The organism is Oculatella sp. FACHB-28, from assembly GCF_014696015.1.
Classification (GTDB): domain Bacteria; phylum Cyanobacteriota; class Cyanobacteriia; order Elainellales; family Elainellaceae; genus JAAUTN01.
Genome location: NZ_JACJPJ010000090.1, coordinates 153043 through 174961 on the forward strand (window position 1 = coordinate 153043; position 21919 = coordinate 174961).

The 21919-nt window shown below is 50.1% G+C and carries 16 protein-coding genes; 10 read left to right on the plus strand and 6 right to left on the minus strand.

Translation table 11 applies throughout. The features are described 5' to 3' along the window. The first annotated feature begins 256 nt into the window (after nucleotides 1-256). Nucleotides 257-1858 (plus strand): carotenoid isomerase, encoded by a 1602-nt coding sequence (crtH, locus tag H6F88_RS23845; protein WP_190645221.1) that lies wholly within the window; start codon nucleotides 257-259, stop codon nucleotides 1856-1858. Nucleotides 1859-2292: 434 nt separating this feature from the next. Here crtH and H6F88_RS23850 read toward each other — a convergent pair whose 3' ends face one another. Then, complete coding sequence (locus H6F88_RS23850; RefSeq protein WP_190645222.1) at nucleotides 2293-3090, minus strand: fumarylacetoacetate hydrolase family protein; 798 nt, start codon at nucleotides 3088-3090, stop codon at nucleotides 2293-2295. A gap of 236 nt (nucleotides 3091-3326) precedes the next feature. On the opposite strand from H6F88_RS23850, the gene rpsF reads away from it, so the two are divergent. The 6 genes from rpsF (at nucleotide 3327) to H6F88_RS23880 (ending at nucleotide 7458) form a co-directional block, all read left to right on the plus strand. Then, nucleotides 3327-3656 (plus strand): 30S ribosomal protein S6, encoded by a 330-nt coding sequence (gene rpsF / locus H6F88_RS23855; protein WP_190645223.1) that lies wholly within the window; start codon nucleotides 3327-3329, stop codon nucleotides 3654-3656. Nucleotides 3657-3813: 157 nt separating this feature from the next. Continuing rightward, nucleotides 3814-4821, plus strand: a complete 1008-nt coding sequence (locus tag H6F88_RS23860) for an NAD(P)/FAD-dependent oxidoreductase (protein WP_190645224.1) — start codon at nucleotides 3814-3816, stop codon at nucleotides 4819-4821. Continuing rightward, on the plus strand, nucleotides 4818-5369 hold the full coding sequence (locus tag H6F88_RS23865; RefSeq protein ID WP_190645225.1) for an Npun_F5560 family protein: 552 nt from the start codon (nucleotides 4818-4820) through the stop codon (nucleotides 5367-5369). Before H6F88_RS23860 ends, H6F88_RS23865 begins: the two co-directional genes overlap by 4 nt. Next, nucleotides 5369-6139 carry a hypothetical protein gene (locus H6F88_RS23870; RefSeq protein WP_190645226.1) on the plus strand — a complete coding sequence of 257 codons (771 nt, stop codon included), beginning with the start codon at nucleotides 5369-5371 and terminating at the stop codon, nucleotides 6137-6139. The genes H6F88_RS23865 and H6F88_RS23870 overlap by 1 nt, the downstream gene beginning before the upstream one ends. Before the next feature lie 66 nt (nucleotides 6140-6205). Next, nucleotides 6206-6835, plus strand: a complete 630-nt coding sequence (locus H6F88_RS23875) for a DedA family protein (RefSeq protein ID WP_190645227.1) — start codon at nucleotides 6206-6208, stop codon at nucleotides 6833-6835. 83 nt (nucleotides 6836-6918) lie between these two features. After that, nucleotides 6919-7458, plus strand: a complete 540-nt coding sequence (locus tag H6F88_RS23880) for a universal stress protein (RefSeq protein ID WP_190645228.1) — start codon at nucleotides 6919-6921, stop codon at nucleotides 7456-7458. Between the two features lie 133 nt (nucleotides 7459-7591). Here H6F88_RS23880 and ftsH3 read toward each other — a convergent pair whose 3' ends face one another. Continuing rightward, nucleotides 7592-9433, minus strand: a complete 1842-nt coding sequence (gene ftsH3 / locus H6F88_RS23885) for an ATP-dependent zinc metalloprotease FtsH3 (protein WP_190645229.1) — start codon at nucleotides 9431-9433, stop codon at nucleotides 7592-7594. Nucleotides 9434-9507: 74 nt separating this feature from the next. Further along, nucleotides 9508-10305: an aminotransferase class IV gene (locus H6F88_RS23890; protein ID WP_347277738.1), complete on the minus strand. Its 798-nt coding sequence runs from the start codon at nucleotides 10303-10305 to the stop codon at nucleotides 9508-9510. Nucleotides 10306-10415: 110 nt separating this feature from the next. On the opposite strand from H6F88_RS23890, the gene H6F88_RS23895 reads away from it, so the two are divergent. The 3 genes from H6F88_RS23895 to H6F88_RS23905 all read left to right on the plus strand — a co-directional run bounded on the left by H6F88_RS23895 (nucleotide 10416) and on the right by H6F88_RS23905 (nucleotide 13151). After that, nucleotides 10416-11231: an FAD-binding domain-containing protein gene (locus tag H6F88_RS23895; RefSeq protein WP_190645231.1), complete on the plus strand. Its 816-nt coding sequence runs from the start codon at nucleotides 10416-10418 to the stop codon at nucleotides 11229-11231. A gap of 3 nt (nucleotides 11232-11234) precedes the next feature. Then, complete coding sequence (locus H6F88_RS23900) at nucleotides 11235-11651, plus strand: hypothetical protein (RefSeq protein WP_190645232.1); 417 nt, start codon at nucleotides 11235-11237, stop codon at nucleotides 11649-11651. 237 nt (nucleotides 11652-11888) lie between these two features. Beyond that, a complete protein-coding gene (locus H6F88_RS23905) occupies nucleotides 11889-13151 on the plus strand; it encodes a C1 family peptidase (RefSeq protein ID WP_190645233.1) in 1263 nt (420 codons plus the stop codon). Between the two features lie 252 nt (nucleotides 13152-13403). Here H6F88_RS23905 and H6F88_RS23910 read toward each other — a convergent pair whose 3' ends face one another. From H6F88_RS23910 to H6F88_RS23920, 3 genes are all read right to left on the minus strand, one after another. Next, nucleotides 13404-16931 (minus strand): DNA polymerase III subunit alpha, encoded by a 3528-nt coding sequence (locus H6F88_RS23910; RefSeq protein ID WP_190645234.1) that lies wholly within the window; start codon nucleotides 16929-16931, stop codon nucleotides 13404-13406. Nucleotides 16932-17294: 363 nt separating this feature from the next. Continuing rightward, nucleotides 17295-18980, minus strand: a complete 1686-nt coding sequence (locus tag H6F88_RS23915) for a protein kinase (RefSeq protein WP_190645235.1) — start codon at nucleotides 18978-18980, stop codon at nucleotides 17295-17297. A gap of 91 nt (nucleotides 18981-19071) precedes the next feature. After that, the gene (locus H6F88_RS23920) at nucleotides 19072-21849 is read right to left on the minus strand and encodes a CBS domain-containing protein (RefSeq protein ID WP_190645236.1); all 2778 of its coding nucleotides are present in this window, start codon (nucleotides 21847-21849) and stop codon (nucleotides 19072-19074) included. Nucleotides 21850-21919 lie beyond the last annotated feature (70 nt).

The following is a 21919-nucleotide window of genomic DNA, read 5'->3' on the forward strand; positions in this document are numbered from 1 at the left end:
GCCCTTAGAAAAAGCAGGCTTATTGAAAGTCTTTTGCATTAGTGTTGACATTAATTTGCAACAAGCTTATATTGTTTTCAGTGTTCTCCTCTCAAAGGATCGGCAGGTGGGGTTGGTCAGCAGACTAATCCCCCTTTTTTTTGTCTATGCCTTGTTCCAGAATCCGACGCTAGAATCCTGGCAAATCAAGCAATCCAGAGTGGGATACACTGAAGAGTAGAATTTTTCAGCTAAACGCCTTACTCCAACTGCCTTTATGCCTGCTACTTCTGAACCTTTTGAGCAATCTACTGCTGCACATCCATCCACGTCTCAAGATTCTCACGCCCCGACAACTGCAAGAGTGGACGCAAAGGTTAATTCGGCAGACAGTTTTGATGTGATCGTAATTGGCTCCGGAATTGGTGGACTAGTCACTGCAACCCAGCTAGCGGCTAAGGGTGCGAAGGTGTTAGTGCTGGAGCGCTACGTAATTCCAGGAGGTAGTGCGGGCTATTTTGAGCGCTCGGGCTATCGTTTTGATGTTGGCGCATCAATGATTTTTGGTTTTGGCAAACAGGGAACCACAAACCTCTTGACTCGCGCCCTAGAGGCAGTGGGGGTCAGCTTAGAAACAATCCCCGATCCGGTACAGATTCAGTACCATTTGCCGGATCAGCTAGAGCTAAAAGTTCACCGAGACTATGAGAAGTTTTTGCAAGAACTAACTGCTCGGTTTCCCCATGAGCAGCAAGGCATTCGTCAGTTTTACGATGAATGCTGGAAGGTATTTAACTGTCTGAACGCAATGGATCTGCTGTCGCTTGAAGAGCCTCGCTACCTGACGCGGGTGTTTTTTCAGCATCCGTTTGCTTGTCTGGGCTTGGTGAAGTATTTACCCCAAAATGTGGGTGATCTTGCTCGCCGCTATATTCAAGATCCGGAGTTGCTCAAGTTTATTGACATGGAGTGTTACTGTTGGTCGGTGGTTCCGGCAGACCTAACTCCCATGATTAACGCGGGAATGGTGTTTTCCGATCGCCACTATGGTGGCATTAATTATCCCAAAGGCGGAGTCGGTCAGATTGCTCAAAAGTTGGTCGAAGGACTGGAAAAAGCGGGTAGTCAGATTCAATACAAAGCCAGGGTGACAGAGATCATTCGCGAACAAGGACGGGCGATCGCCGTTCGCCTAGCCTCTGGGCAAGTCTATCGGGCAAAACGAATTGTTTCCAATGCCACTCGTTGGGATACTTTTGAAAAACTGTTGCCCAAGTCAGATATGCCCCGTGCCGAGCAAAAATGGCAGCAGCGCTATCAAAAATCACCCAGCTTCTTCAGTTTGCATTTAGGTGTGAAGGCAGATGTGCTGCCTCCTGGTACAGAGTGCCACCACATTTTGCTGGAAGATTGGAGCCGCATGGAAGATGCAGAAGGAACCATTTTTCTGTCTATTCCAACCCTGCTTGACCCCGATTTAGCTCCATCTGGGCATCACATTCTGCACACCTTTACGCCAAGCTGGATTGAAGACTGGCAGGGCTTGTCTCCCAGCGAATATGAGCAAAAAAAAGACAAGGTAGCAGACCAGATTGTCAATCGCTTAGAAAAACTGTTTCCTGGATTGTCTGCTGCGCTAGATTATCAAGAAGCGGGAACTCCACGCACTCATCGACGCTTTTTAGGACGAGATGATGGTACTTATGGTCCCATTCCTACCCGCAAGCTGCTGGGGTTGTTGGGTATGCCGTTTAACCGTACTGCTGTTCCCGGACTTTACTGTGTGGGTGACAGCACCTTCCCAGGGCAGGGCTTAAATGCGGTTGCTTTTTCTGGTTTTGCCTGTGCCCACCGAATTGCGGTTGACTTGGGTTTATAGTGCTATTCACTTCAGTGCTATCCACTTCGGTTAGGACAAGCAAGAGAGGTAGAGCGAAACTTTGCCTCGCCATTCTATAGAAATAAACCTCCTCCAGCTAATCGCTGGAGAAGGTCATTTATGTTATACACGCGTCCTTTTGCAGTGTGATCTAGAACTGGCTCGGAATTTCCAAAGCAACTAAACCACAGCGCGGACACATTTGCTAGCTTATTGAGCCAGTAGTTTTATGACTTCTATCAGGAGGTCGAAAATTTAACTGCTCTATTCGGAAACCGGATCTTACTTTTGGAGCAGTCTTACACGTTTCAAAATACGCGGCCTTAAAGAGAACTGGTATTACACGCCAGTCACTCAAGTTAGGACAGAAGGAAGGGCACCCCGCCTGGCGGGGTGCCCTTCCTTCTGTCCTAACCTATATGGCTACAGCTAAATTAATTGATTGTCATTTCGCTAGGTTGTCGAGCTGCAACGGTATTCTCCAAACAGCCGATACCTTCAATTTCAATCCGAATGCGATCGCCAACCTGCAAGGGTCCGATGCCTTCTGGTGTCCCAGTTAGTACTACGTCTCCAGGCAGCAAAGTCATCACTTGGCTGATGTAGGACACTAAAACATTAGGCGCAAATACCATTTCGCTGGTTAATGCAGACTGTACAGGGTCAGGCTCTTCATTTAGAAAAGTTTGGAGTTGTGCGCCTACACTTAGCTCTCGTACAATCCACGGCCCTAGCGGACAGAAAGTATCAAAGCCTTTTGCTCTCGTCCATTGCCCGTCTCGCTTTTGCAAGTCTCGTGCGGTCACATCATTGGCGATAGTGTAGCCCCAGATTTTGGACTGAGCCGCTTCAGCCGTGCAGTCTACACAGCGATCGCCAATCACCAGCGCCAATTCTCCTTCATAGTCTACCCGTTGGGACTGAGGAGGATAGTGAATCAGGGATTCTGGTGCCGTGATAGCGGTAGATGGCTTCATAAATAACAGCGGCTCTTTGGGTACTTCTCCTCCCATTTCGGCAGCGTGCTTCATGTAGTTCTTGCCAACTGCGACAATCTTTGAGGGCGCACAGGGAGCTAAAAGCTGATAGTCCTCTGGCGCTATCTCCTGGTCTGTTGGCTGTCCTTTCAGCCAAGGGGGAGCATCTAACACTTGCACCCGTCGATCGAGGTGCAATAAGCCATAGTAAAGTTTCCCTGCTAAAGTCTGAATTCGGACGTAGCGCTGCGCCATAGTCAGTAAATTAATGAATATCTAAAAATTTTGACGAGTTAATCAGTCGATCAATAAAGCAGATGTGGGTAGATTGGTAACAACTAGGATATGATCGTAATTCCTTGCTTCTGGTCGAAAAGCCTAATGGAACGAGGTAAATGTGACGAGGTGAGTAAGCTTACCTACTCCTCCATTTTCCCCAGCCGGGTCAATTTTGCAACCAGAAGCCACTAGTCCACAAGGAGATTATCGACATGAACTATATCTATGAAACCATGTATATTCTGCGTTCTGATCTGGGAGATGAGCTAACCGATCAGGCGATTGAGAAGTACCAAAGCCTGCTGCGGGAGCAGGGAGCGCAGGATGTTGAAACCCAGCATCGAGGTAGACGGCGTTTGGCTTACGAAATCCAAAAGCAGCGGGAAGGAGTCTATATTCAAATGAATTACAAAGCTCCTGGCGAAGCAGTTGCAATTTTGGAACGGGCAATGCGTTTGAGTGATGAAGTGATTCGCTATCTCACTACCAAGCATGAAGTGCCTGCTGCGGAAGTTGAAGAGGCGATCGCCGCCGAAGTTTAATCACTTAACTCGCTGCTTCTAGCTACCTACAAGCCCACTCGAAGATATAGTCAGGTCATCTGAATCCTTCCCAGATCAAGAGTGATTAAGTTTCAAGCGCTAGGCTGGAGGAAGGATACCCTTCCTCCGTTTTAGTGTTCAGCGAATCAGGTGAGCCATGAAACTTTCTAAAAAGAACCTGGATGAGCGGTCAAACCATCTCTACGACGTGATTATCGTAGGCGGCGGGGCGGGTGGGCTGTCCGCTGCAATCTACCTTCAGCGCTATCGGCTTTCTTGTCTTGTCATCGAAAAAGGGCGAGGACGTTCTTTCTGGATGCAGGAATTGCGAAATTATCTGGGCTTACCGCCAACTACACCTGGACGGGATCTTTTGCAGCAAGGGCAAGACCATCTGCTCTCATTGGGGGGCGACCACCTGCGAGGCTTCGTCGAAGATGTACAGGATGAAGGAGATACCTTTGCCGTCAAGGTCAAACTGGGTAAGCAAGACAGCATTTATCCTGTGTTTCGTTCCAAATATTTAATTGCGGCTAGCGGACTAATCGACCACCTGCCGCAGCTTGAAGACATGCAAAACGTGTACGACTATGCAGGCTATAACCTGCACGTTTGCATGATTTGCGATGGGTATGAAATTGCCGATCTCAAATGTGGCTTGTTTGTAAACACTGAAGCTGCCATCAACACTGCCTTCGTGCTGAATTGGTTTACCCCTTACATCACCGTGTTCACGCAGGGTTTGACAGAGGTGAATCCTGAAATGCGGCAAAAGCTCAAAGATTACGGCTATCCGCTGGTTGAAACGCCAATTCGCCGCTTCTTAGGACACGACCACGAGATGACCGGCGTAGAGCTAGCAGATAGCTCTATGGTCGAGTTACAAACTGGGCTAGTAGCGATGGGTTCTCACTTTTACAATGAGTACCTGAAAGGGCTGGAGCTTCAGTGGAAAGGCAACAATCTGGTAACAGATTCGATGTGCCGAACTTCACATTCTCGCATTTTTGCGGTTGGAGATTTAAAAGACGGTTTAAACCAGGTGTCAATTGCCGTCGCAGATGGTACATTAGCTGCAACAGCAATTTGGCGAGACATCCGCCGCGCTTCTCCCCCCCGCCGTTGGGAACAAAATTTGATTGAGCCTATCGGAGCCGTAACGTGACTTACTCCCACACTCCTAATCCCGATCTTCAAGCCGAAGCAGCTAGCCTGCGCGAAGAGTTGCAAATGCGCGATCAGCTTGTGCAACAACTTTCTCAAGAGCTGTTCCGTTTGGTTAAAGGCAATACGGGCTTTATGCCCAGTCCCGAAGTTTCTGAACGCCATCAAGCAGAAATGCGAGCGCTGCGAGAACAGCTTCAGGGCGTTGAGCAGCAGGTGACGTTTTATCAGGAGCAAATCTCGGATCGAGATAGCGAGATTTATCAACTGCGACAGTCTGTTCAGGAGCTAAACGATCGCTCTCGAATGCTTGAACAGGTAGTACAAGAGCTACCGAATATCTATCGGCAAAAGTTTGCTGAACGGATGATTCCAGTGAGAGAAAAGGTGGCTCGAATCCAGCGAGAAAATCGCCAGCTTCATGCCGAACTGCAAAGTGTTAGCTATCGCCTGGCGGTGAGAAGCCGCCGTTCTAGCCAGATTGATCTGCCTAGCTTTCCTCGGATTGGTGCTAGCACTAAGTCAATTCCCTCCTTTGGCAATGTCTAGTGGCGCGAGTTCTAATTCTGGTTGACGCCGCAGATCAACAGGAATGGGTTGAGACTTCTATAGAACTGGTTCAAGGGATAGCTGCGCTGAAGCAGGCGATCGCCACCTTTCCACCTGATCTCTCTAGCTCAGTTCGTGTTACGGTAGAAACTCTCTCAGCAGCGTCTTTACAGAATTTCCCTTTAGGTCAAGCTGATTGGATTTGTCCACTGACCTTAAACTTGCCTGATTCCGTCACATTTGCGGGACGCGAGATATATCGTGCTTGCCGAAATATTTCGGATATGCGACGGCATGTTGAGCAGTTGGGTTATTCAACAGGCGTAGGGCAGTTTTGGTTGCCTATCGTGTTGACGGCAAAGGGAACGCTCTATGCAGAAGCGATCGGTACTGAATCTGGAGGGGCTGAAGTAACTTCATCATCTGCCTTTTTTCAACCGCTGCATTTATCAGACCGTTGGCGGCAGTCGCTTTATCGGCTGGGTCAGCGGCTGTTGCAATCGCTTTCTGCTCCACCTGCAACCTATCTCCTTCAGTTTGGCTTTCGAGGAGAAGCAATCTGCTTTGACCGCTTGTTGCCGTTTCCGGCGGCTCCAGCGATCGCCAGTTTAGGTGTTCAATCTCCTGATTTGTTTGCCTGCCACTGGCTTTGTTTGACTAATCAGCCCATTTTGGATTTAACGATTTTGTCCAACGCTGCTCATCGGGTTTACGAACCTGAATCTGAAGCAGCTAAACTAGCGTGGAATTCCTGTAATTCGGTTGATTGACACAATCCTCTGGCATAAGCCAAGATCATGAGAGAGGTTCATAAAACTTTGTGAAGGCTGTATTGCATGTCTTTTGAGCTGGTATCGCTGGAAACCGTAAAGGAAATCGCACATCAATACGGCTATTGGTCAGTTTTTCTCGGGATTATGCTAGAAAATGCCGGAATTCCGATCCCTGGGGAAACGATTACCCTGGTTGGTGGATTTTTGGCTGGCAGTGGCGAACTAAATTATTGGCTTGTGTTGGGAAGTGCGATCGCCGGCGCTGTAATTGGAGATAGCTGTGGCTATTGGCTAGGTTTTTATGGCGGTTGGTCGCTCATCACCCGTTTAGGACGTATCTTTCGGATCGAAGAGGCGCAACTCGAAGAAGTCCGCAATCAGTTCAGCCAGAACGCAGGCAAAGCTGTCTTTTTAGGGCGATTTATTGCAATCTTGAGAATTTTTGCTGGACCGCTAGCCGGTATTGCCCGAATGCCTTACTACCAGTTCTTTCTCTGCAACTTGGCTGGTGCAGCAACTTGGGCTTCTGTCACTGTCAGCCTCTCCTACTTTGCAGGTCGTTTGATTCCACTTGACCAGTTAGTAGGTTGGGCGGCTCAATTTACGATTGTTGCGCTGTTAGTTCTGGTCGCGTGGATTGCAATTCCTCTGGTGCTAGAGTCTCGTAGAAATAAGCTAAGCGCTAGAGACTAGAGCGGTTAATTTTTTAGTTTTCTTCACAACATCTCCAACTTGTTCTCCTATAACGAAAGTATCGGGACGTTGGAGGAAACGATATGTTTCACAAGATTCTGGTTGCGCTAGACAAGTCTGACATGAGTGCATCGGTGCTTGAAAAGGCAGTGTCTCTGGCAAAACAGGCTAACGCTAACGCTTGTTTGATGTTGCTCCATGTTTTGTCTAGTGATGAGGATGGCAGCCCGGTTTTTCCTGGTTTCTACGGTTTAGAGTACTACCCAGGAATTCATAGTGAGGCGTTGGATGTTTACCAACATCAGTGGGAAGCTTATAAGCAAGAGGGAATTGACTTCCTGAAGCTACGAGCAGAGGAGGCGATCTCCCAAGGCGTTCCCACAGAGTTCACTCAGAATGCTGGTAACCCTGGTGTCACGATCTGTACTCTGGCAAGAAATTGGGATGCTGACTTAATCGTATTGGGACGGCGAGGGCGATCGGGTTTAACGGAGTTGCTCATGGGTAGCGTCAGCAACTACGTTTTGCATCATGCGCCTTGTTCTGTTTTGACGGTGCATCGCTCATCTTGTACGACTTCTGATTCTGTCCATTCTGAAGCGGTTCAGGTTGCAGGTCGGTGACAATGAATATTTGCTGAAGATGTGATGTGCAACTGTTTCAAAGCTTATGCAAAAAAGCGGGGTGCGTTACAAACGCACCCCGCTTTTCATTTAGCACTGAAGTAATGCTATCTCGTTAGATGCTAGAGCTTATCTAGGCAATCGCTGCTACTTTCACATCGCTGGTTGCTAATAGATCCTGAAGTTCTTCAGCATCTACAGTTTCCCGCTCGATCAGCATTTCTGCCAAGCTATCTAGTACATGTTGGTTGTCAACTAGAACCGCTTTGGATCGGCGGTAAGCTTGATCGACCAGGTTCCGCACTTCGTCATCGACAGCGGCGGCTGTTTCTTCAGAGAAGTCACGCTCAGAGGCGATATCTCTTCCCAGGAACATGTTGCCTTGCTGACGACCTAGAGCGACAGGTCCGAGGCGATCGCTCATACCAAAGCGCATGACCATTTGGCGGGCTACTCGTGCTACTTGCTGGAGGTCATTAGAAGCACCTGTCGTCACTTCTTCTTCACCAAAGATGATTTCTTCAGCGATCCGACCGCCTAGAGCCACTGCCATCTGGTTTTGCAGATAGGAGCGAGAATACAAGCCAGAGTCCATCCGGTCTTCGCTAGGTGTGAACCAGGTCAAACCACCAGCACGACCACGAGGAATAATGCTGATTTTCTGTACCGGATCGTAGTCAGGCATCAGTGCGCCGACTAGTGCGTGTCCAGCTTCGTGGTAAGCCACTAAGGACTTGCGCTTTTCGCTCATCACGCGATCCTTCTTCTCTGGACCAGCCAGAACACGATCGATTGCGTCGTTGACCTCATCCATTGAGATCTCGGTCAGGTTGCGGCGGGCTGCCAAGATTGCAGCCTCGTTTAACAGGTTTGCCAAGTCAGCTCCAGTAAAGCCAGGAGTCCGACGAGCAATTTTCTCTAAATCCACGTCCTTAGAAAGGGTCTTGCCACGAGCGTGAACGTTGAGAATTTCCAAACGTCCAGCATAGTCGGGGCGATCGACCACAACTTGGCGGTCAAATCGTCCTGGACGCAGCAGAGCAGAATCCAATACGTCAGGGCGGTTTGTTGCAGCAATGATGATGATGCCAGTGTTACCTTCAAAGCCATCCATCTCAGTTAGCAACTGGTTGAGGGTCTGTTCCCGCTCATCGTTGCCGCCACCCAAGCCAGCACCACGCTGACGACCGACTGCATCAATTTCATCAATGAATACGATACAGGGTGCGTTCGCTTTGGCTTGTTCAAATAGGTCACGTACGCGGGAAGCACCAACACCCACGAACATTTCTACGAACTCAGAACCAGAGATCGAGAAGAAAGGAACGCCTGCCTCTCCAGCCACAGCTTTTGCTAGAAGGGTTTTACCTGTTCCAGGAGGTCCGACTAGCAGTACACCTTTAGGAATTTTTGCGCCAACAGCGGTAAAGCGGTCAGCATTCTTCAAGAAGTCCACAACTTCACTGAGTTCTAGCTTTGCCTGCTCAATGCCAGCTACGTCACCGAAGGTAACTTGGGTCTGCGGCTCCATTTGAACTCTGGCTTTGGATTTACCAAAGTTCATTGCCTGACTGCCAGGGCCGTTTTGGGCACGTCGCAACACAAAGAACAGTACAACTAGCAGCAAGAACGGAATCAGCAGCGTACTCAGTACTCTCACCCAAACGCGATCGTCTGTTTGGGGGGAGACTGAAATGTCTACATCGTTCTCAGTCAAAATGTTGAGCAACTCTGGATCGTTAGGCAAGTTCACCATGATCTTGCTACCGTCTTGAGCAGTCACTTGCGCCTTGGACCGATCAGAACTGATAATCACCTTCTCAACGCGGCCTGCCTGGACTTCGTTGATGAATTGGGGGCTGTAGCGCCACGTTTCTCTAGTTTGGGGCTGCCGGTCAAACAATGCTGTTGCCAGGAAAAGCACCACTACTACTAAAAGTGCGTACAGTCCCGCGTTTCTCCACCGCTTATTCACTGAGGCGTATCCTCCTACTAATTTGTGATTGTGATGCGAAAACGATTTTTAGATTTAATTATTGTTAACTAATATTAACGTATATCAGGAATCTGCGCGTTGCTCGCTGAAAATAGCTGTTGCAACTGCTGAAGTGCCTGATGTTTGGGGTCATAGGTCAGATTACCTGTAGAAGAGAGAACGGTGTGGATTGGGACAACCTGTACTACGCTGTTGCTGTAGGCGATCGCCTCAAAACTTGACACCAACTCTTCACCCCAAGGTTCCTCTCTAATATTCTCATTTTGGCACTTGAGCCAGGAAATGAGTTGCGATCGCATCAATCCTGGCAAAATTCCTGACTCCAGAGGCGAGGTCCACCAGCAGCCTTGCCCCCATCCCCAAAGATTTCCAGTGCTAGATTCAAGCCAATTTCCGTTGAAATCGACCAAGATGGCTTCCTGTGCTCCATGCTGCTGCGCTGCCTGCCGCGCTAACCAAGGAGCAAGATAGTTACCCGTTTTGTGACGTGTGAGAGAGCGGTTCGTTTCTGGCGGAGACAGCCAAGCGATCGCTCCGTTCTTTTGCAGAAGCGCCAGATTGTCGGGTAAGGTGCGTCCGGTGATCCATTCACGCCCATCCGGGAACAAAGTAATTCGCAGCACCGGAAAAGATGAGAGCAAGATTTCTGCTCCGTAGCGGACTCGCTGCCAATCGGGAGACTTCCAGCCAAAAGCTTGGAGGGTTGATTGGAGGCGATCGCAGTGTCCTTTCCAGCTCGTTAACGGATCATCTAGAGACTGCCGATAAACTCGCAGCGTTGTAAAGGCGGTAGCGCCATAAAGCAGTCCCGGATCGTCAATTGCTAGTTCCAACGTACCGCTGTGAGTTATCTTGCCGTCGTACCAGTAGGTTTTAGAGGAAAGCGCCTCTGGCTGGTTGAACCGGGACTGTTTAGAGAAGCTTGAGTTAGAATCATGAGAGTAATACACAAAACTTAACAATGAAGCGGTTAAGGACAGATTTGGAGGGGAGGGAGGCGATCGCAGACCATCTACAATCCGAGTTCTCTTTTCTTGAGGATACGGGTGTTTTGGCTCCTCACCCGGGTGGGCGATCGGCGGGTCTAGAAAGATTAGAGCAGTTCCAGCTTGAGAAATATGGCAAGCAGCGAAACTTTTTAGATGGAGAGGTAGGACAGCTCTCTCCCTATATCAGTCGCGGCTGCCTGGAACTGGAAGAAGTACGGCAATGGGCACTGAGGCACGGCAAATCTAACTCAGTGGAAAAATTCGTCTCAGAATTAGCGTGGCGGGCATTTTTTCATCTGGTTTATGAGGAGGAGGGCGATCGCATCCTCAAGGACATAGAAAAGCCCAAAGTCTCCATGCGCCATCACCAAACCACGCTACCCGAAGACATTGCCAACGGTGAAACAGGCATTCCTTCAATGGATACCTTCATCGCCATGCTGAAGGAAACGGGATATTTGCATAACCATGCTCGGATGTATCTGGCAAGCTACATCGTCCACTTTCGCCGTGTTTCCTGGCGGGTAGGTGCAGACTGGATGTATGGTTTGCTGATTGATGGTGACTTTGCTAGCAACCATCTTTCCTGGCAATGGGTCGCCTCCACTTTTTCTCACAAGCCCTACATCTTCAACCGAGAAAATCTGGAGCGCTACGCCGGATCTGTGCTGCCTGGTGATCCACGTAAAGGCGATCCATTCAACTATTCCTACGAGGAACTTTCGGAACAGCTATTTGGTAGTGAATATCAGCCGGAACGGAGCCGCACTTCTGGGAGCTATCGATAATCTATGCCTGCTTTAATTTGGTTTAACGAAGACGGCTTGAATCCCCAGCATCAGATGGTACAAGACTACGCTGATGCCCAGAAGGTGTATGTGTTTGATGTGAATTACTTGAAGCAGTGGGCGATCGCCAAACATCGGGTGCAATTCATCTACGAATCGCTTCTAGAAATTCCCAACATCGAAATCTACAAAGGAGAAACCGTAGCGACTTTGCGGCAACTCGTCACTGACCATCAAGCCAATGAAATTGTCACCACTGAAACACCAAACCACCTGATCAAGTCCTGGCAGGATGAGTTACTGAAATACACCAATCTGATTACCTATCCTGAAGTTTATCCAGCCACAGACAGTCGCTCTCCTAGACGTTTTTCTCACTACTGGCGAAAGAGCGATCGCGCTTGGTTGAGCTTAACTTAACCGGATTTATCCCTATTCCCATTACAAGATCAGGGATGCACCCCGCGTCGCGGCGTGCATCCCTGATTTTTAGTACCTAACTTTTGACTGGGAAGGAAATAGGTGGAGTAAGAAAAAACAAGAGCTGGTTAAGTGTATTTTGCGTGAACCACAGCAATCTTTCGTAAAAAATGTTACCTGGGCGGGAACTCTAATAGCAAAACTCATCTAGCTTAGGGCAACGCCAAAGGAGCAACCGTGATAACACAGCAGCGTCAGCGTCGCATTGGAGGTTATCGCGCTGGACAGCGCCCTCAGGATGCAAAATATCATCACACTGGGCGCTTTGAGCAGGAGCAGCTACCACCCAGGGTCGATCTCCGCAAACACATGACCGATGTTGAAGAACAGATTGGCAATAGCTGTGTTGCCAATGCTTTCGTTGGAGCATACGAATATCTCGCCAAACGAGATTTGGGTGATTCGGGAGATGTGAGCCGCTTGTTTGTTTACTACAACGCCAGGGTGCAGATGGGTGGCGATATCGAAGATGCTGGAACCCAGATGTACTGCGCCATTGATAGTTTGATTGAGCATGGCGCTTGTTCAGAGGAGATTTGGCCCAACGACGAGAGCTTACTCTGCGAAGAACCCAGCTCGGAAGCTTATGAACATGCAGCCTACTTTACAATCACTGAGTCGGAGTTTATTGAAACCGACCTAGATTTGTGGCGACATACTTTGGCAGAGGGCTATCCTATCGTTTTTGCCCTCAATACCTTTGAGTCATTTGATGGTGCTACGACCAATCGGGGACGCGTGCCACTACCCAAGCAGTCAGACAATGTGCGCGAAACACATGGATGGCACGCCATGCTCTGTGTTGGCTATTCCGATAAAGACCAAATGTTTATCGTCCGTAACTCTTGGGGACCGGAATGGGGCGATCGCGGCTATTGCTATATTCCCTATCGTTACATCATTCATCAAGACTACAATGCTCACGATTCATGGATTATCAAATCTGTCAGCGACCTAGACTTTAGTACTGAATGGGAAGACGAAGAATCGGTTTTTGCAGATGAAAATTCATTGCTGCTCCAGGATTTTTACATTCGCACTGGTGACTCAGAGGGGTTCATTGAAGACCTAGATCAGCTTTGTCAGAGCTATGTAGAGAGCGAGGAAGACTATTACTTTGACTATGAGGAAGAGGAAGACGAAGAAGCCTACACCGTTAGCATCCTCAACTTTGACCTAACCATTGAAGAATCCGACGAATTCCTTGAAGAGCTAGATTCCCTCTGCCAAAACTACGCAATCGACGAAGACTATAACTTCACCATTGACAGCGAAAGCGAAGAAGGGGAAGGCGAGGAGGAAGAAAGCGAAGAAGAATACGAGGAAGAGGACAGCGAGGAAGAAGACAGCGAAGAAGAATCTGAGGAAGAAGAGGAATACGAAGAGGAGGACAGCGAGGAAGAAGAGGAATACGAGGAAGAGGAATACGAAGAGGAGTAGTTTGTCTCTGAAAGTGCGATCGCTTATTCCAACTTGAGACGTTATGTGTGGGAATGGCGATCGCTGTATGTAGCTAACAATTGCAGCTGGATTATTCTAGGTTTACTGGTTCAGGAATAACCTTGAAAACTAGCTTCACCCAGTGCGGCATCACTAGATACAAAAGTTCAAATTTTGAGAGAGACTATAATTGCCGGAACAATATTCATCCAGATATTTTGCTAGTTCATCCAGTCAGTATCAGCACTCTAGCTAGGACAACTCTGCAGTTAGAGCAGATGTCCAGACTCGCTCAAAGTTGGCTTGTTTTAGGGCATTTACGGTTGCACTGGGGTCTTGGACGCGGAAGCGGGAACCGAGGCGGACGAATTGGCGCTGGTGGTTGTCGGTGACGATCGCCACCACCGGGACTTTTGCCTTAGATTCTTCGGGTGCCTGGTCTAGCAAAATGGACTTGAGGCGATACTGTTCTTGCCCATCTCTAGCTTGCTGGCAGTCTAGCTCGACCATCACCATTTGCACGGCTTCGACTGGTTCTGCGTCTTCAATGATCAGCTGGGCGCGATCGTCACGGCGATCGACTTTGCCCCAGACCATCAGGCGAGCATCAACGATCAGGTAGTTGCCAATGCGCTCAAAGGATTTGGGGAAGACCACGGCTTCGGCTTGCCCAGTCAGGTCTTCCAGCACGAGAATAGCCATGCGATCGCCCTTCTTGGTTGTCACGGGCTTAATCGAGGAAATCATGGCGATCGCACTCAGCATCACGTTATCGGGCAGTTCGCCCAGATCGCTCAGGTTGATTGGAGCCAGAACTTTAGCTGCTTGCTGAACTGACTTGAGCGGATGATCAGAAATGTAGAATCCCAATAGCTCTTTTTCTAGCTTTAGCTTTTCTTGGGGCGGAAAGTCCTCGACGGGTGGGGCTTTGGGAACTGCTTCAAAATTGATGCCGCTGGCTGAGGTGTCGCCCAGCATGTCGAACAAGTTGCCCTGACCGATTGCTCGATCTTTGGCACGGGATTGGGCCCAGTCCAGCACATAGTCAAGGTCGTGGGTCAACTGATTGCGATTAGGGGTGAAGCAGTCCAGCGCCCCGCATTGAATCAAGGCTTCTAGGGCGCGGCGGTTGACCGCACGAGGGTCAATGTTGGGGTCTTCGGGGCAGGTGATGCGATCGCACAAATCCGCTAACGACTCAAACGGCCCACCCTGCTCTCTCACCGCTAGAATGCATTCGATCGCCCCCTGTCCGACATTTCGCACTGCCGATAGTCCAAACAAAATGCTGTTTGCCAAGGGAGTAAAGTCCACTCCAGAGCGGTTGATGTGGGGTGGCTCCACTTCAATCCCCATCGAGATGCAGGTGCTAAGGTACTTCTGCACTTTGTCTTGGTCGCCGCTGTTACAAGTCAGCAGCGCTGCCATGTATTCAACCGGGTAATTTGCCTTCAGGTACGCTGTTTGGAAGGTGACGTAGCCATAGGCGGTTGAGTGGCTTTTGTTAAAGCAATACTCCGCAAACAGCACCATTTGGTCAAATAGTTCTTCCGCGATTTTGGGTTTGACTCCGTTCTTGGCTGACCCATCCACGAAAATCTCGCGGTGCTTTTGCATCTCCGAGACTTTCTTTTTCCCCATTGCTCGACGCAGCAGGTCAGCTTGTCCCAGTGAATATCCCCCCATATCCTGAGCAATTTTCATGATCTGTTCCTGGTAGACCATGATTCCGTAGGTTTCATTCAGAATCGGTTCCAGGATGTGGTGCGGGTAGTCAATTTTTTCACGCCCGTGTTTGCGATTGATAAACCGAGGAATTAGTCCTGCATCGAGTGGCCCCGGACGGTAGAGTGCCAGTACTGAGGAAATATCTTCTAAGCCAGAAGGCTTCAGATCTCGGACAATTTGCCGCATTCCAGACGACTCAAGCTGAAATATCCCTTCTAATGCACCCTTTGCCAGCAGCTGATAGCTAGCGGGGTCACTCATGGGTAGATTGTCTAGATCGATCGCCTTTTTGTGGGTCTGTTCGATCAAGTCCACCGCTTTCTGGATCATGGTCAGATTTTTGAGTCCCAGAAAGTCCATTTTGAGTAGACCCAGAGATTCAATATCTTCCATGAAATATTGGGTGAACACCGCTCCATCAGCATTGCGCTGGAGGGGCACGATTTCATCTAGCGGGTCTGCTGAAATTACGACTCCGGCTGCGTGAATGCCGACGCTCTTGTTGGTGCCTTCAATCCGCATGGCCATGTCGAGCCAGTGACGTACCTGGGGATCTTTTTCGTATTTCTCTTTAAACTCCGGGGCAGGTGTTTGCTCGGACACCATCACCGCTAACTTTGTGGGTTTCCCGCGCACAACCGGGATCATTTTTGCCATTCGGTCTGCATCACCGTAGGGAATGTCCAGCACCCGCGCTACGTCCTTTAGCACGGCTTTGGAGGTCATGCGGTTGTAGGTAATGATTTGGGCAACCCGCTCTGTGCCGTATTTTTCGGTGACGTAGCGAATTACTTCATCCCGGCGATCGATGCAGAAGTCGGTGTCAATATCAGGCATAGACTTCCGCTCTGGATTAAGGAATCGCTCGAACAGCAAGCCGTGATGTACAGGGTCAATGTTGGTGATTCGCAACGCATAGGCAACCAGGGAGCCAGCGGCAGAACCTCGTCCCGGACCAACGGGAATGCGGTGGTCTCTGGCGAATTTGATGTAGTCCCACACCACTAAAAAGTAGGTGGAAAATCCCATTTGCTGCATCATTTTCAGCTCGTATTCCAGTCGCTCTCGATAGACGGAATCGATCTCATCACGAGAAGTGCAGTTGCGGCGTTCGAGCAGCCCTTTCCAGGTAACTTCTTCGAGGTATGTGTCGGCTGTGTGTCCTGATGGAACGGGATAGTCGGGAATGCGCGGTTCGCCCAGAAGCCCTTCGTAAGGTTCGATCTTTTCGGCAACTTCTAAGGTGGTGGCGATCGCCTCTTCAATCACCTCATCGGGCAGGTGATCGCGAAATAGCTGCCGCATCTCATCGGCTGACTTGAGGTATTCCGTGCCGCTATAGCGCAACCGCTTATCTTCGGTAATCAGCTTGCCCGTTTGAATGCAGAGCAGCGCATCGTGTGCCTCTACGTCAAAGCAGGAAATGTAGTGAGAATCATTTGTAGCAATGATTTTGATGTCTAGCTCACGGGCAATTTTAATAATCTCAACGTTAACAATGCGGTCTTCCTGGGAACCGTGATCCTGAATTTCCAGGTAGTAGTCTTCACCAAACAAGTCTTTGTACCACTGCGCCACCCGACGGGCGATTTCTGGTCGGCCCTGCATGATTGCCTGCGGTACTTCACCACCTAGACAAGCACTCGTAACGATCAGTCCTTCGCGATATTGCTCCAACAGTTCTTTGTTGATGCAGGGGCGAGAGAAGATGCCCTTTCCCTGAACGCCTTGCAGGTGAGAAACGGTGGTGAGTTTAACTAAGTTTTTGTAGCCCTGCGTGTTTTTTGCCAACACGACCTGATGATAACGAGGGCGGCGTTCTTGCTTGGTGATGTCGCCGTTAATCACGTACATCTCGTTGCCGACGATGGGCGTGACTCCTTTGCTGCGGCAAACTTTGATTAGCTCGATTGCCCCATACATGACACCGTGGTCAGTGAGGGCGATCGCAGGCATTCCCAGCTCCACGACCCGATCCAGCAGTTTGGGCAACTGGCTAGCTCCATCTAGCAGGCTGTAATCGCTGTGAATATGTAAGCCAACAAAGGACATAGTTTCTCAAGCCATCAGGGTTGAGTTTAGAGTAACGGATTTTAACCGCTATATCTAGCACCTTTCATGTAGTTTATAGAGCAATTTACTCTATTTGTGGAGTAAGGGCGATCGCCACGGTTCATCAGAAATTCAGCTTGTCTGTCAGAGCAAACAGCCGCTTGCTAGACCTGAAATTCTTCGATCGAATGTTTAATTTGTAAGGTCTAACCGGGGTTTGCAGCTAGGAAATGGATTCCGCAGCAAACTGTTCATCAACATCAACATTAGAAGCATATAGTACTAATGTATCAAATTAAGCACGCCAAAATCTAATGTTTTCCTGGAAGTTCCCCTAATCTTCAACCCCTAACCTCAACTGCCTCATGGCACCGTTATAGGCGGCTCTGGATCAGGTAATGGCGTTGGGGCGATCGCAGCGGGTGGAGGCGAAACTGAGCGAACATTAGGACCGCGATTGGAATCTACTGAAGGATAAAGGTTGGGATCAGGCGAGATGGAAGGTTCTGTCGGTAAGGGAGCAATGTCTAGTGGCTCGAACGATTCGACGGGTTCTCGCAGCGCCTCAACTTTTGGAGGTGGTTCGGACTCGGTTAACGTTGGCTCCTCCGTTAACGTTGGCTCCTCCACTGGCAAAGGCTCTGGTTCGGGCTCCGGATTGTATTCCGCGTCGTACTCCGGATCGTATTCTGGGTCATATTCGGGCGTGAAGTTTTCAATCCCGTAATCACTTGGGTCGCCGCTAGCAGAGGGTCGCCTTTCCACTGGAATATCAACATCCGATTCAAAGTCGTAGGTATCTGCACCTGGCCAGTCTTCAATGGCTGGAAAGGTTTGATCTCGACCAAACCCGGTTGTGCCGCTGCTTGTGTCTCCTGGTGCATCCAGTCGCAGGGCTAATCCAAGTCCTGCTCCGCCAATGCCTGCGATCGCCGCTGTTACCAGCATGGCAACTGGCAACCAACGCATGGGTTTATGTACGGGTTGAGGCTTCTCTGGCGCAATCGGGCGTGAAACGATTGCAGGCACTCTGGTCAAACCCGCTGCCAGATCGTCAAACTGGGGCAGGATCGGTTCTGAAGATGGGGGGCGATTGTCCTGGCTGGTTTCAGCAGGTGCGTCCACAAGAGCGTGTTCTAAAGAATGCCCATTGGTCTGAGCTACTTCCGGTAAGGAAGAGAGACTATCAACAGGTTCAAAGGCTTCAAGAATCAGCGGCTCGGGGTGCAGATTGTCAAGAATGTCTAACCACTCGCTAACGGACTGAGGACGCAGGTGAGCAGGCTGTAACCCTTTCAAAATTGCCTGTTCAACACCGGGGCTGAGTTGAGGATGTAGTTGCCGCAGTGCGATTAAAGAACTCTGGTCAAGCGTCGTCTGGTTGAATGAGACAAAATCAACCGTTCGAGTTGCAGGATGTTGACCCGTCAGCAAATAGTAGAGCGTAGTTGTCAGCGCCTGAATATCGGTGCTGGGATCAGGTGGCGGTAAAAAAGCCTCTGCTGCTCCATCAGCGGGTGTCGAGGAGGAGTTCGTTTCAGGAAATTTTATCAGGGGCGATCGCACCTGATCTACGATTCGAAAACCCGTCAGCACCGCCTCATCCGTTTCAGATTTCAGCACGATATTTTGTGGCTTTACCCGCTGGTGAACCAAACCCTGACGATGCAATGCTTGTAGAGCAGAGGCAACTTGGCGAATGTAGCGAACAGCAACAGCTTCCGAAAGTGTTTGGTTTGACTGTAGCTGGTCTGCGAGTGTTTGTCCCGGTACACATTCCAGTACCGCAAACGGCACGGTGTCTTCTTGAAATACATCCAGCAGGCGAACTAGATGAGGATTGGTGCAATGAGCGAACTGTCTAGCAGCAGTTAGAAACTGTTGCTGTTGCTCCGGGTCTGCATTAGCTTCCTCAGACAGCGTTTGCAGGATGACGGTCTGGTCTAGCCCAGCGTGGACGGACTGATAAACCGGGTCATCGCCCTGACTTGAGACAGATTGGACAATATACTTGCCGCTCTGCAGAACTGCTCCAGCCGCCAAATTCATAAGCAAGACGAAGTGAGGATACTAGTTTAAATTCTTCAACTTATACTACCGCCTTCGGGAAAAGTAGTGCGCTTGCCGGGGATCGTAAGGACTACTGGGGAAAATGCTCTGCTAGAAAAGCAACAGCCTGGTCGCGATCGCTGATCATTCCATCTAGCGTTGCCAGCAACAGCGCTTCTAGAATTTCTTTGAACTGCTGACCCGGCTTATAACCCAGAGCTTTAAGGTCATTGCCATCTAGGGGTGCTTTCATCTGTGCCCAAGTCGTGCGATAGCGCCAGATGATTTTACGAATCGAGTGAGGGCTGGCGATCGCCACCAGCAACAGCGTCGGACAATCGTACTGACGCAACTGCTGTACTATCTGGCTGGGTTGCTGAAGGTTTGGCAAAGTCGCTAGCGCTGCTTCAACCTGCTCCAACTGCCGGAGCCGTTGAATACTGTCTGCTGAAAGCTGCAAGTTTTCTGCGACTTTTCCTCGGTCGGCTGGCTCAAGTGCCATCAGCAAAACTTCCAAAAGCATCTGCCAGTGTTCTAGCGAGGCTGCGGGATCAAACCGATTGAGCCAGCGATCTGCCAGTTGAAGCTGTTTCCAGAGGCGATCGCTTAACTGCAAATCGGGGTGAATACACTGAAGCGCCTCTAATTCAGACAGCAGTTGAATTGCGGCTTTCCAATACGGTGCCTGCAGAATGTACTTTAGCTCTTGCTTTAATCGAGTCTGTAGAGCAGGTGTTTTATCGACCTCTGTCTGAATGCGCTGGTAGATGCCGCTGGCGATCGCATGGCGGATATAGCCTTCCGTTTGGGGATCAATCTGGAAACCCAGCCGCACCGCAAACCGCACTGCCCGAAAAATCCGCGTTGGGTCTTCGATGAAACTATTAGTGTGCAGCACGCGAATTTGCTTTGCCTGCAAATCTAGCAATCCGCCAAAAAAATCGAGCAGTTCGCCAGAGCGAGGAACCGTTAACCGGATCGCCATCGCATTGATCGTGAAGTCTCGACGGTAGAGATCCTGGCGAATCGAACTGGCTTCGACCTCTGGATTTGCTGCCGGATAGGGGTAAAATTCCGTTCGAGCGGTAGCGATATCAATCCACAGAGAGTCAAGCTGGGAATCATCGTGCCACAGCAGCGCCGCTGTCTGAAACCGACCGTGAATTTGCAGTCGCGCTTCAGGGTACGTCTGCCGCAAATCCCGAGCCAACTCCACACCAGCCGCTTCATCTGCTGTCCGATGAAAACCATCGACGACCAGATCAATGTCTTGAATCAGCAGCCCCTTCTCAGGTGCCAACAACAGATCACGCACTGCACCGCCCACTAGATAAAGCTGCCACCCCCGCTGTTCCGCCAATCTGGCTGTTGCTGCTAACACTTCCCAGAGGGATGGAGTGAGGCGATCGCGCAGCCAACCTTTTACCACCTCCGGTAGCGGACAAGACCTGACCAAACGACGACCTCGTGCAGGGAACTCGGAGAGATCGCCCTTCCCCCTTTGCCCAATCCCCAACTCCCAATCCCCAACCCCTTGCTCCCCATCCTGCTGCAACTGCCGCAACACATCCGTGCGTGTCACAATGCCCACAAGCTGCTGGTGATCTAGAACGGGTAGCCGCCCTACGTCATAAGTCACCATGAGGGACTGAATTTCTGATAGAGGCGTGTCGGGGTCGATCGTTTTCAGGTTGGTCGCCATGTAGCCTTTCACGGGAGCATGACTAAAGCCGTGATGCAGGGCAAGGTCAATGTCACGACGAGAAATGACTCCAGCTAACTGGTCTTGCTCATCCACCACTGACAGCCCAGAATGCCCGTATCGCAGCAAAATTCGCTGAGCTTCAGCGATCGTCGTTTCCGGGCGAATCGTGCGAACGGGCGATGACATCAGTTCTCTGGCAGTGGGCGGATGGGGAATTTCTGCCTTGATCTGCTCTATTAGTTGTGCGAGAACCACTTCAGGCCCAGAAGTTCTCAAGGTTGCAGCCGCTGCTCTGGAATGTCCACCCCCACCCAAGGGCTCGAGCAGCTTGCCTAACTTGATCCCCTCAAGTTGAGACGCTGCTGAAGGGCTGCCGTGTAATCGAGCAATAATATTCAGTCGCTTCTCACCATCGGTAATGGGAAAGCAAACTGCCAGCAGCAAAATGTTAGTTTCAGTCAGGTCTACCAGGTGGGACGCCAGTTGAGACAAACCCTGTACATATCCTTCCTGAGGCAATAGCAGTGAGGCGATCGCAATTCCTCGAATTGTTTCAACCTGAATCTGGTCCAGAGCAATGGTGAGCAAATCTTGAAGCTGGGGGGATAGACCTGGCTCAACATATTCGGCGATCGCTCTCAGATTTGCCCCCTGACCCATCAGCCAGGTCAGCGCTGCCGCATCTCGCACGGTCGTATGGTCAAAGGTCAGCGATCCCGTATCGACATGAATTCCCAGCGCCATCACCGTTGCTTCTGCTGATGTCAGGCTGATTTGAGCTGCCTGAAGCTGCTCGGCGATTAGAGTTGCGGTTGCGCCAACTGCTTCGACGTAACGCTTCTTTGTAGCAATGTCCCCTACTGCATCTTGGTGATGGTCATAAACTGTAATGTCTACGTCTGGTAGGTCAAGCCATTCAGCCGCCTTGCCCAGGCGATCGCGCCATTGCGTATCCACTACAGTCAACGTTCGAACCTGGTCTTCCCGCACCGCTCGCCGCTCAATTAAGGCATATTCATCTCGGTGCAGTGCTAAAAACTCTCGCACTGTGGGATGAGCGCCTCCAGTCAGCACCACCCTGGCTCCCGCCAGCAAACGAGATAAACCGATCGCTGCCCCTAATGTGTCGAAGTCTGCGGTCGTGTGGCAGAGAATGAGATCCATAGAGGGGCTTGGGGCTAGGAATTGGGCATTAGGGGCGTTAGGAAGTAGAGACTCTGACCTTTCGCTACTC

What these genes read in the sequence shown, in the direction of transcription:
- crtH (WP_190645221.1), top strand. Translation starts at nt 257, where the DNA reads ATGCCTGCTACTTCTGAACCTTTTGAGCAATCTACTGCTGCACATCCA.
- H6F88_RS23850 (WP_190645222.1), bottom strand. Translation starts at nt 3,090, where the DNA reads ATGGCGCAGCGCTACGTCCGAATTCAGACTTTAGCAGGGAAACTTTAC.
- rpsF (WP_190645223.1), top strand. Translation starts at nt 3,327, where the DNA reads ATGAACTATATCTATGAAACCATGTATATTCTGCGTTCTGATCTGGGA.
- H6F88_RS23860 (WP_190645224.1), top strand. Translation starts at nt 3,814, where the DNA reads ATGAAACTTTCTAAAAAGAACCTGGATGAGCGGTCAAACCATCTCTAC.
- H6F88_RS23875 (WP_190645227.1), top strand. Translation starts at nt 6,206, where the DNA reads ATGTCTTTTGAGCTGGTATCGCTGGAAACCGTAAAGGAAATCGCACAT.
- H6F88_RS23880 (WP_190645228.1), top strand. Translation starts at nt 6,919, where the DNA reads ATGTTTCACAAGATTCTGGTTGCGCTAGACAAGTCTGACATGAGTGCA.
- H6F88_RS23895 (WP_190645231.1), top strand. Translation starts at nt 10,416, where the DNA reads ATGAAGCGGTTAAGGACAGATTTGGAGGGGAGGGAGGCGATCGCAGAC.
- H6F88_RS23900 (WP_190645232.1), top strand. Translation starts at nt 11,235, where the DNA reads ATGCCTGCTTTAATTTGGTTTAACGAAGACGGCTTGAATCCCCAGCAT.
- H6F88_RS23910 (WP_190645234.1), bottom strand. Translation starts at nt 16,931, where the DNA reads ATGTCCTTTGTTGGCTTACATATTCACAGCGATTACAGCCTGCTAGAT.
- H6F88_RS23915 (WP_190645235.1), bottom strand. Translation starts at nt 18,980, where the DNA reads ATGAATTTGGCGGCTGGAGCAGTTCTGCAGAGCGGCAAGTATATTGTC.
- H6F88_RS23920 (WP_190645236.1), bottom strand. Translation starts at nt 21,849, where the DNA reads ATGGATCTCATTCTCTGCCACACGACCGCAGACTTCGACACATTAGGG.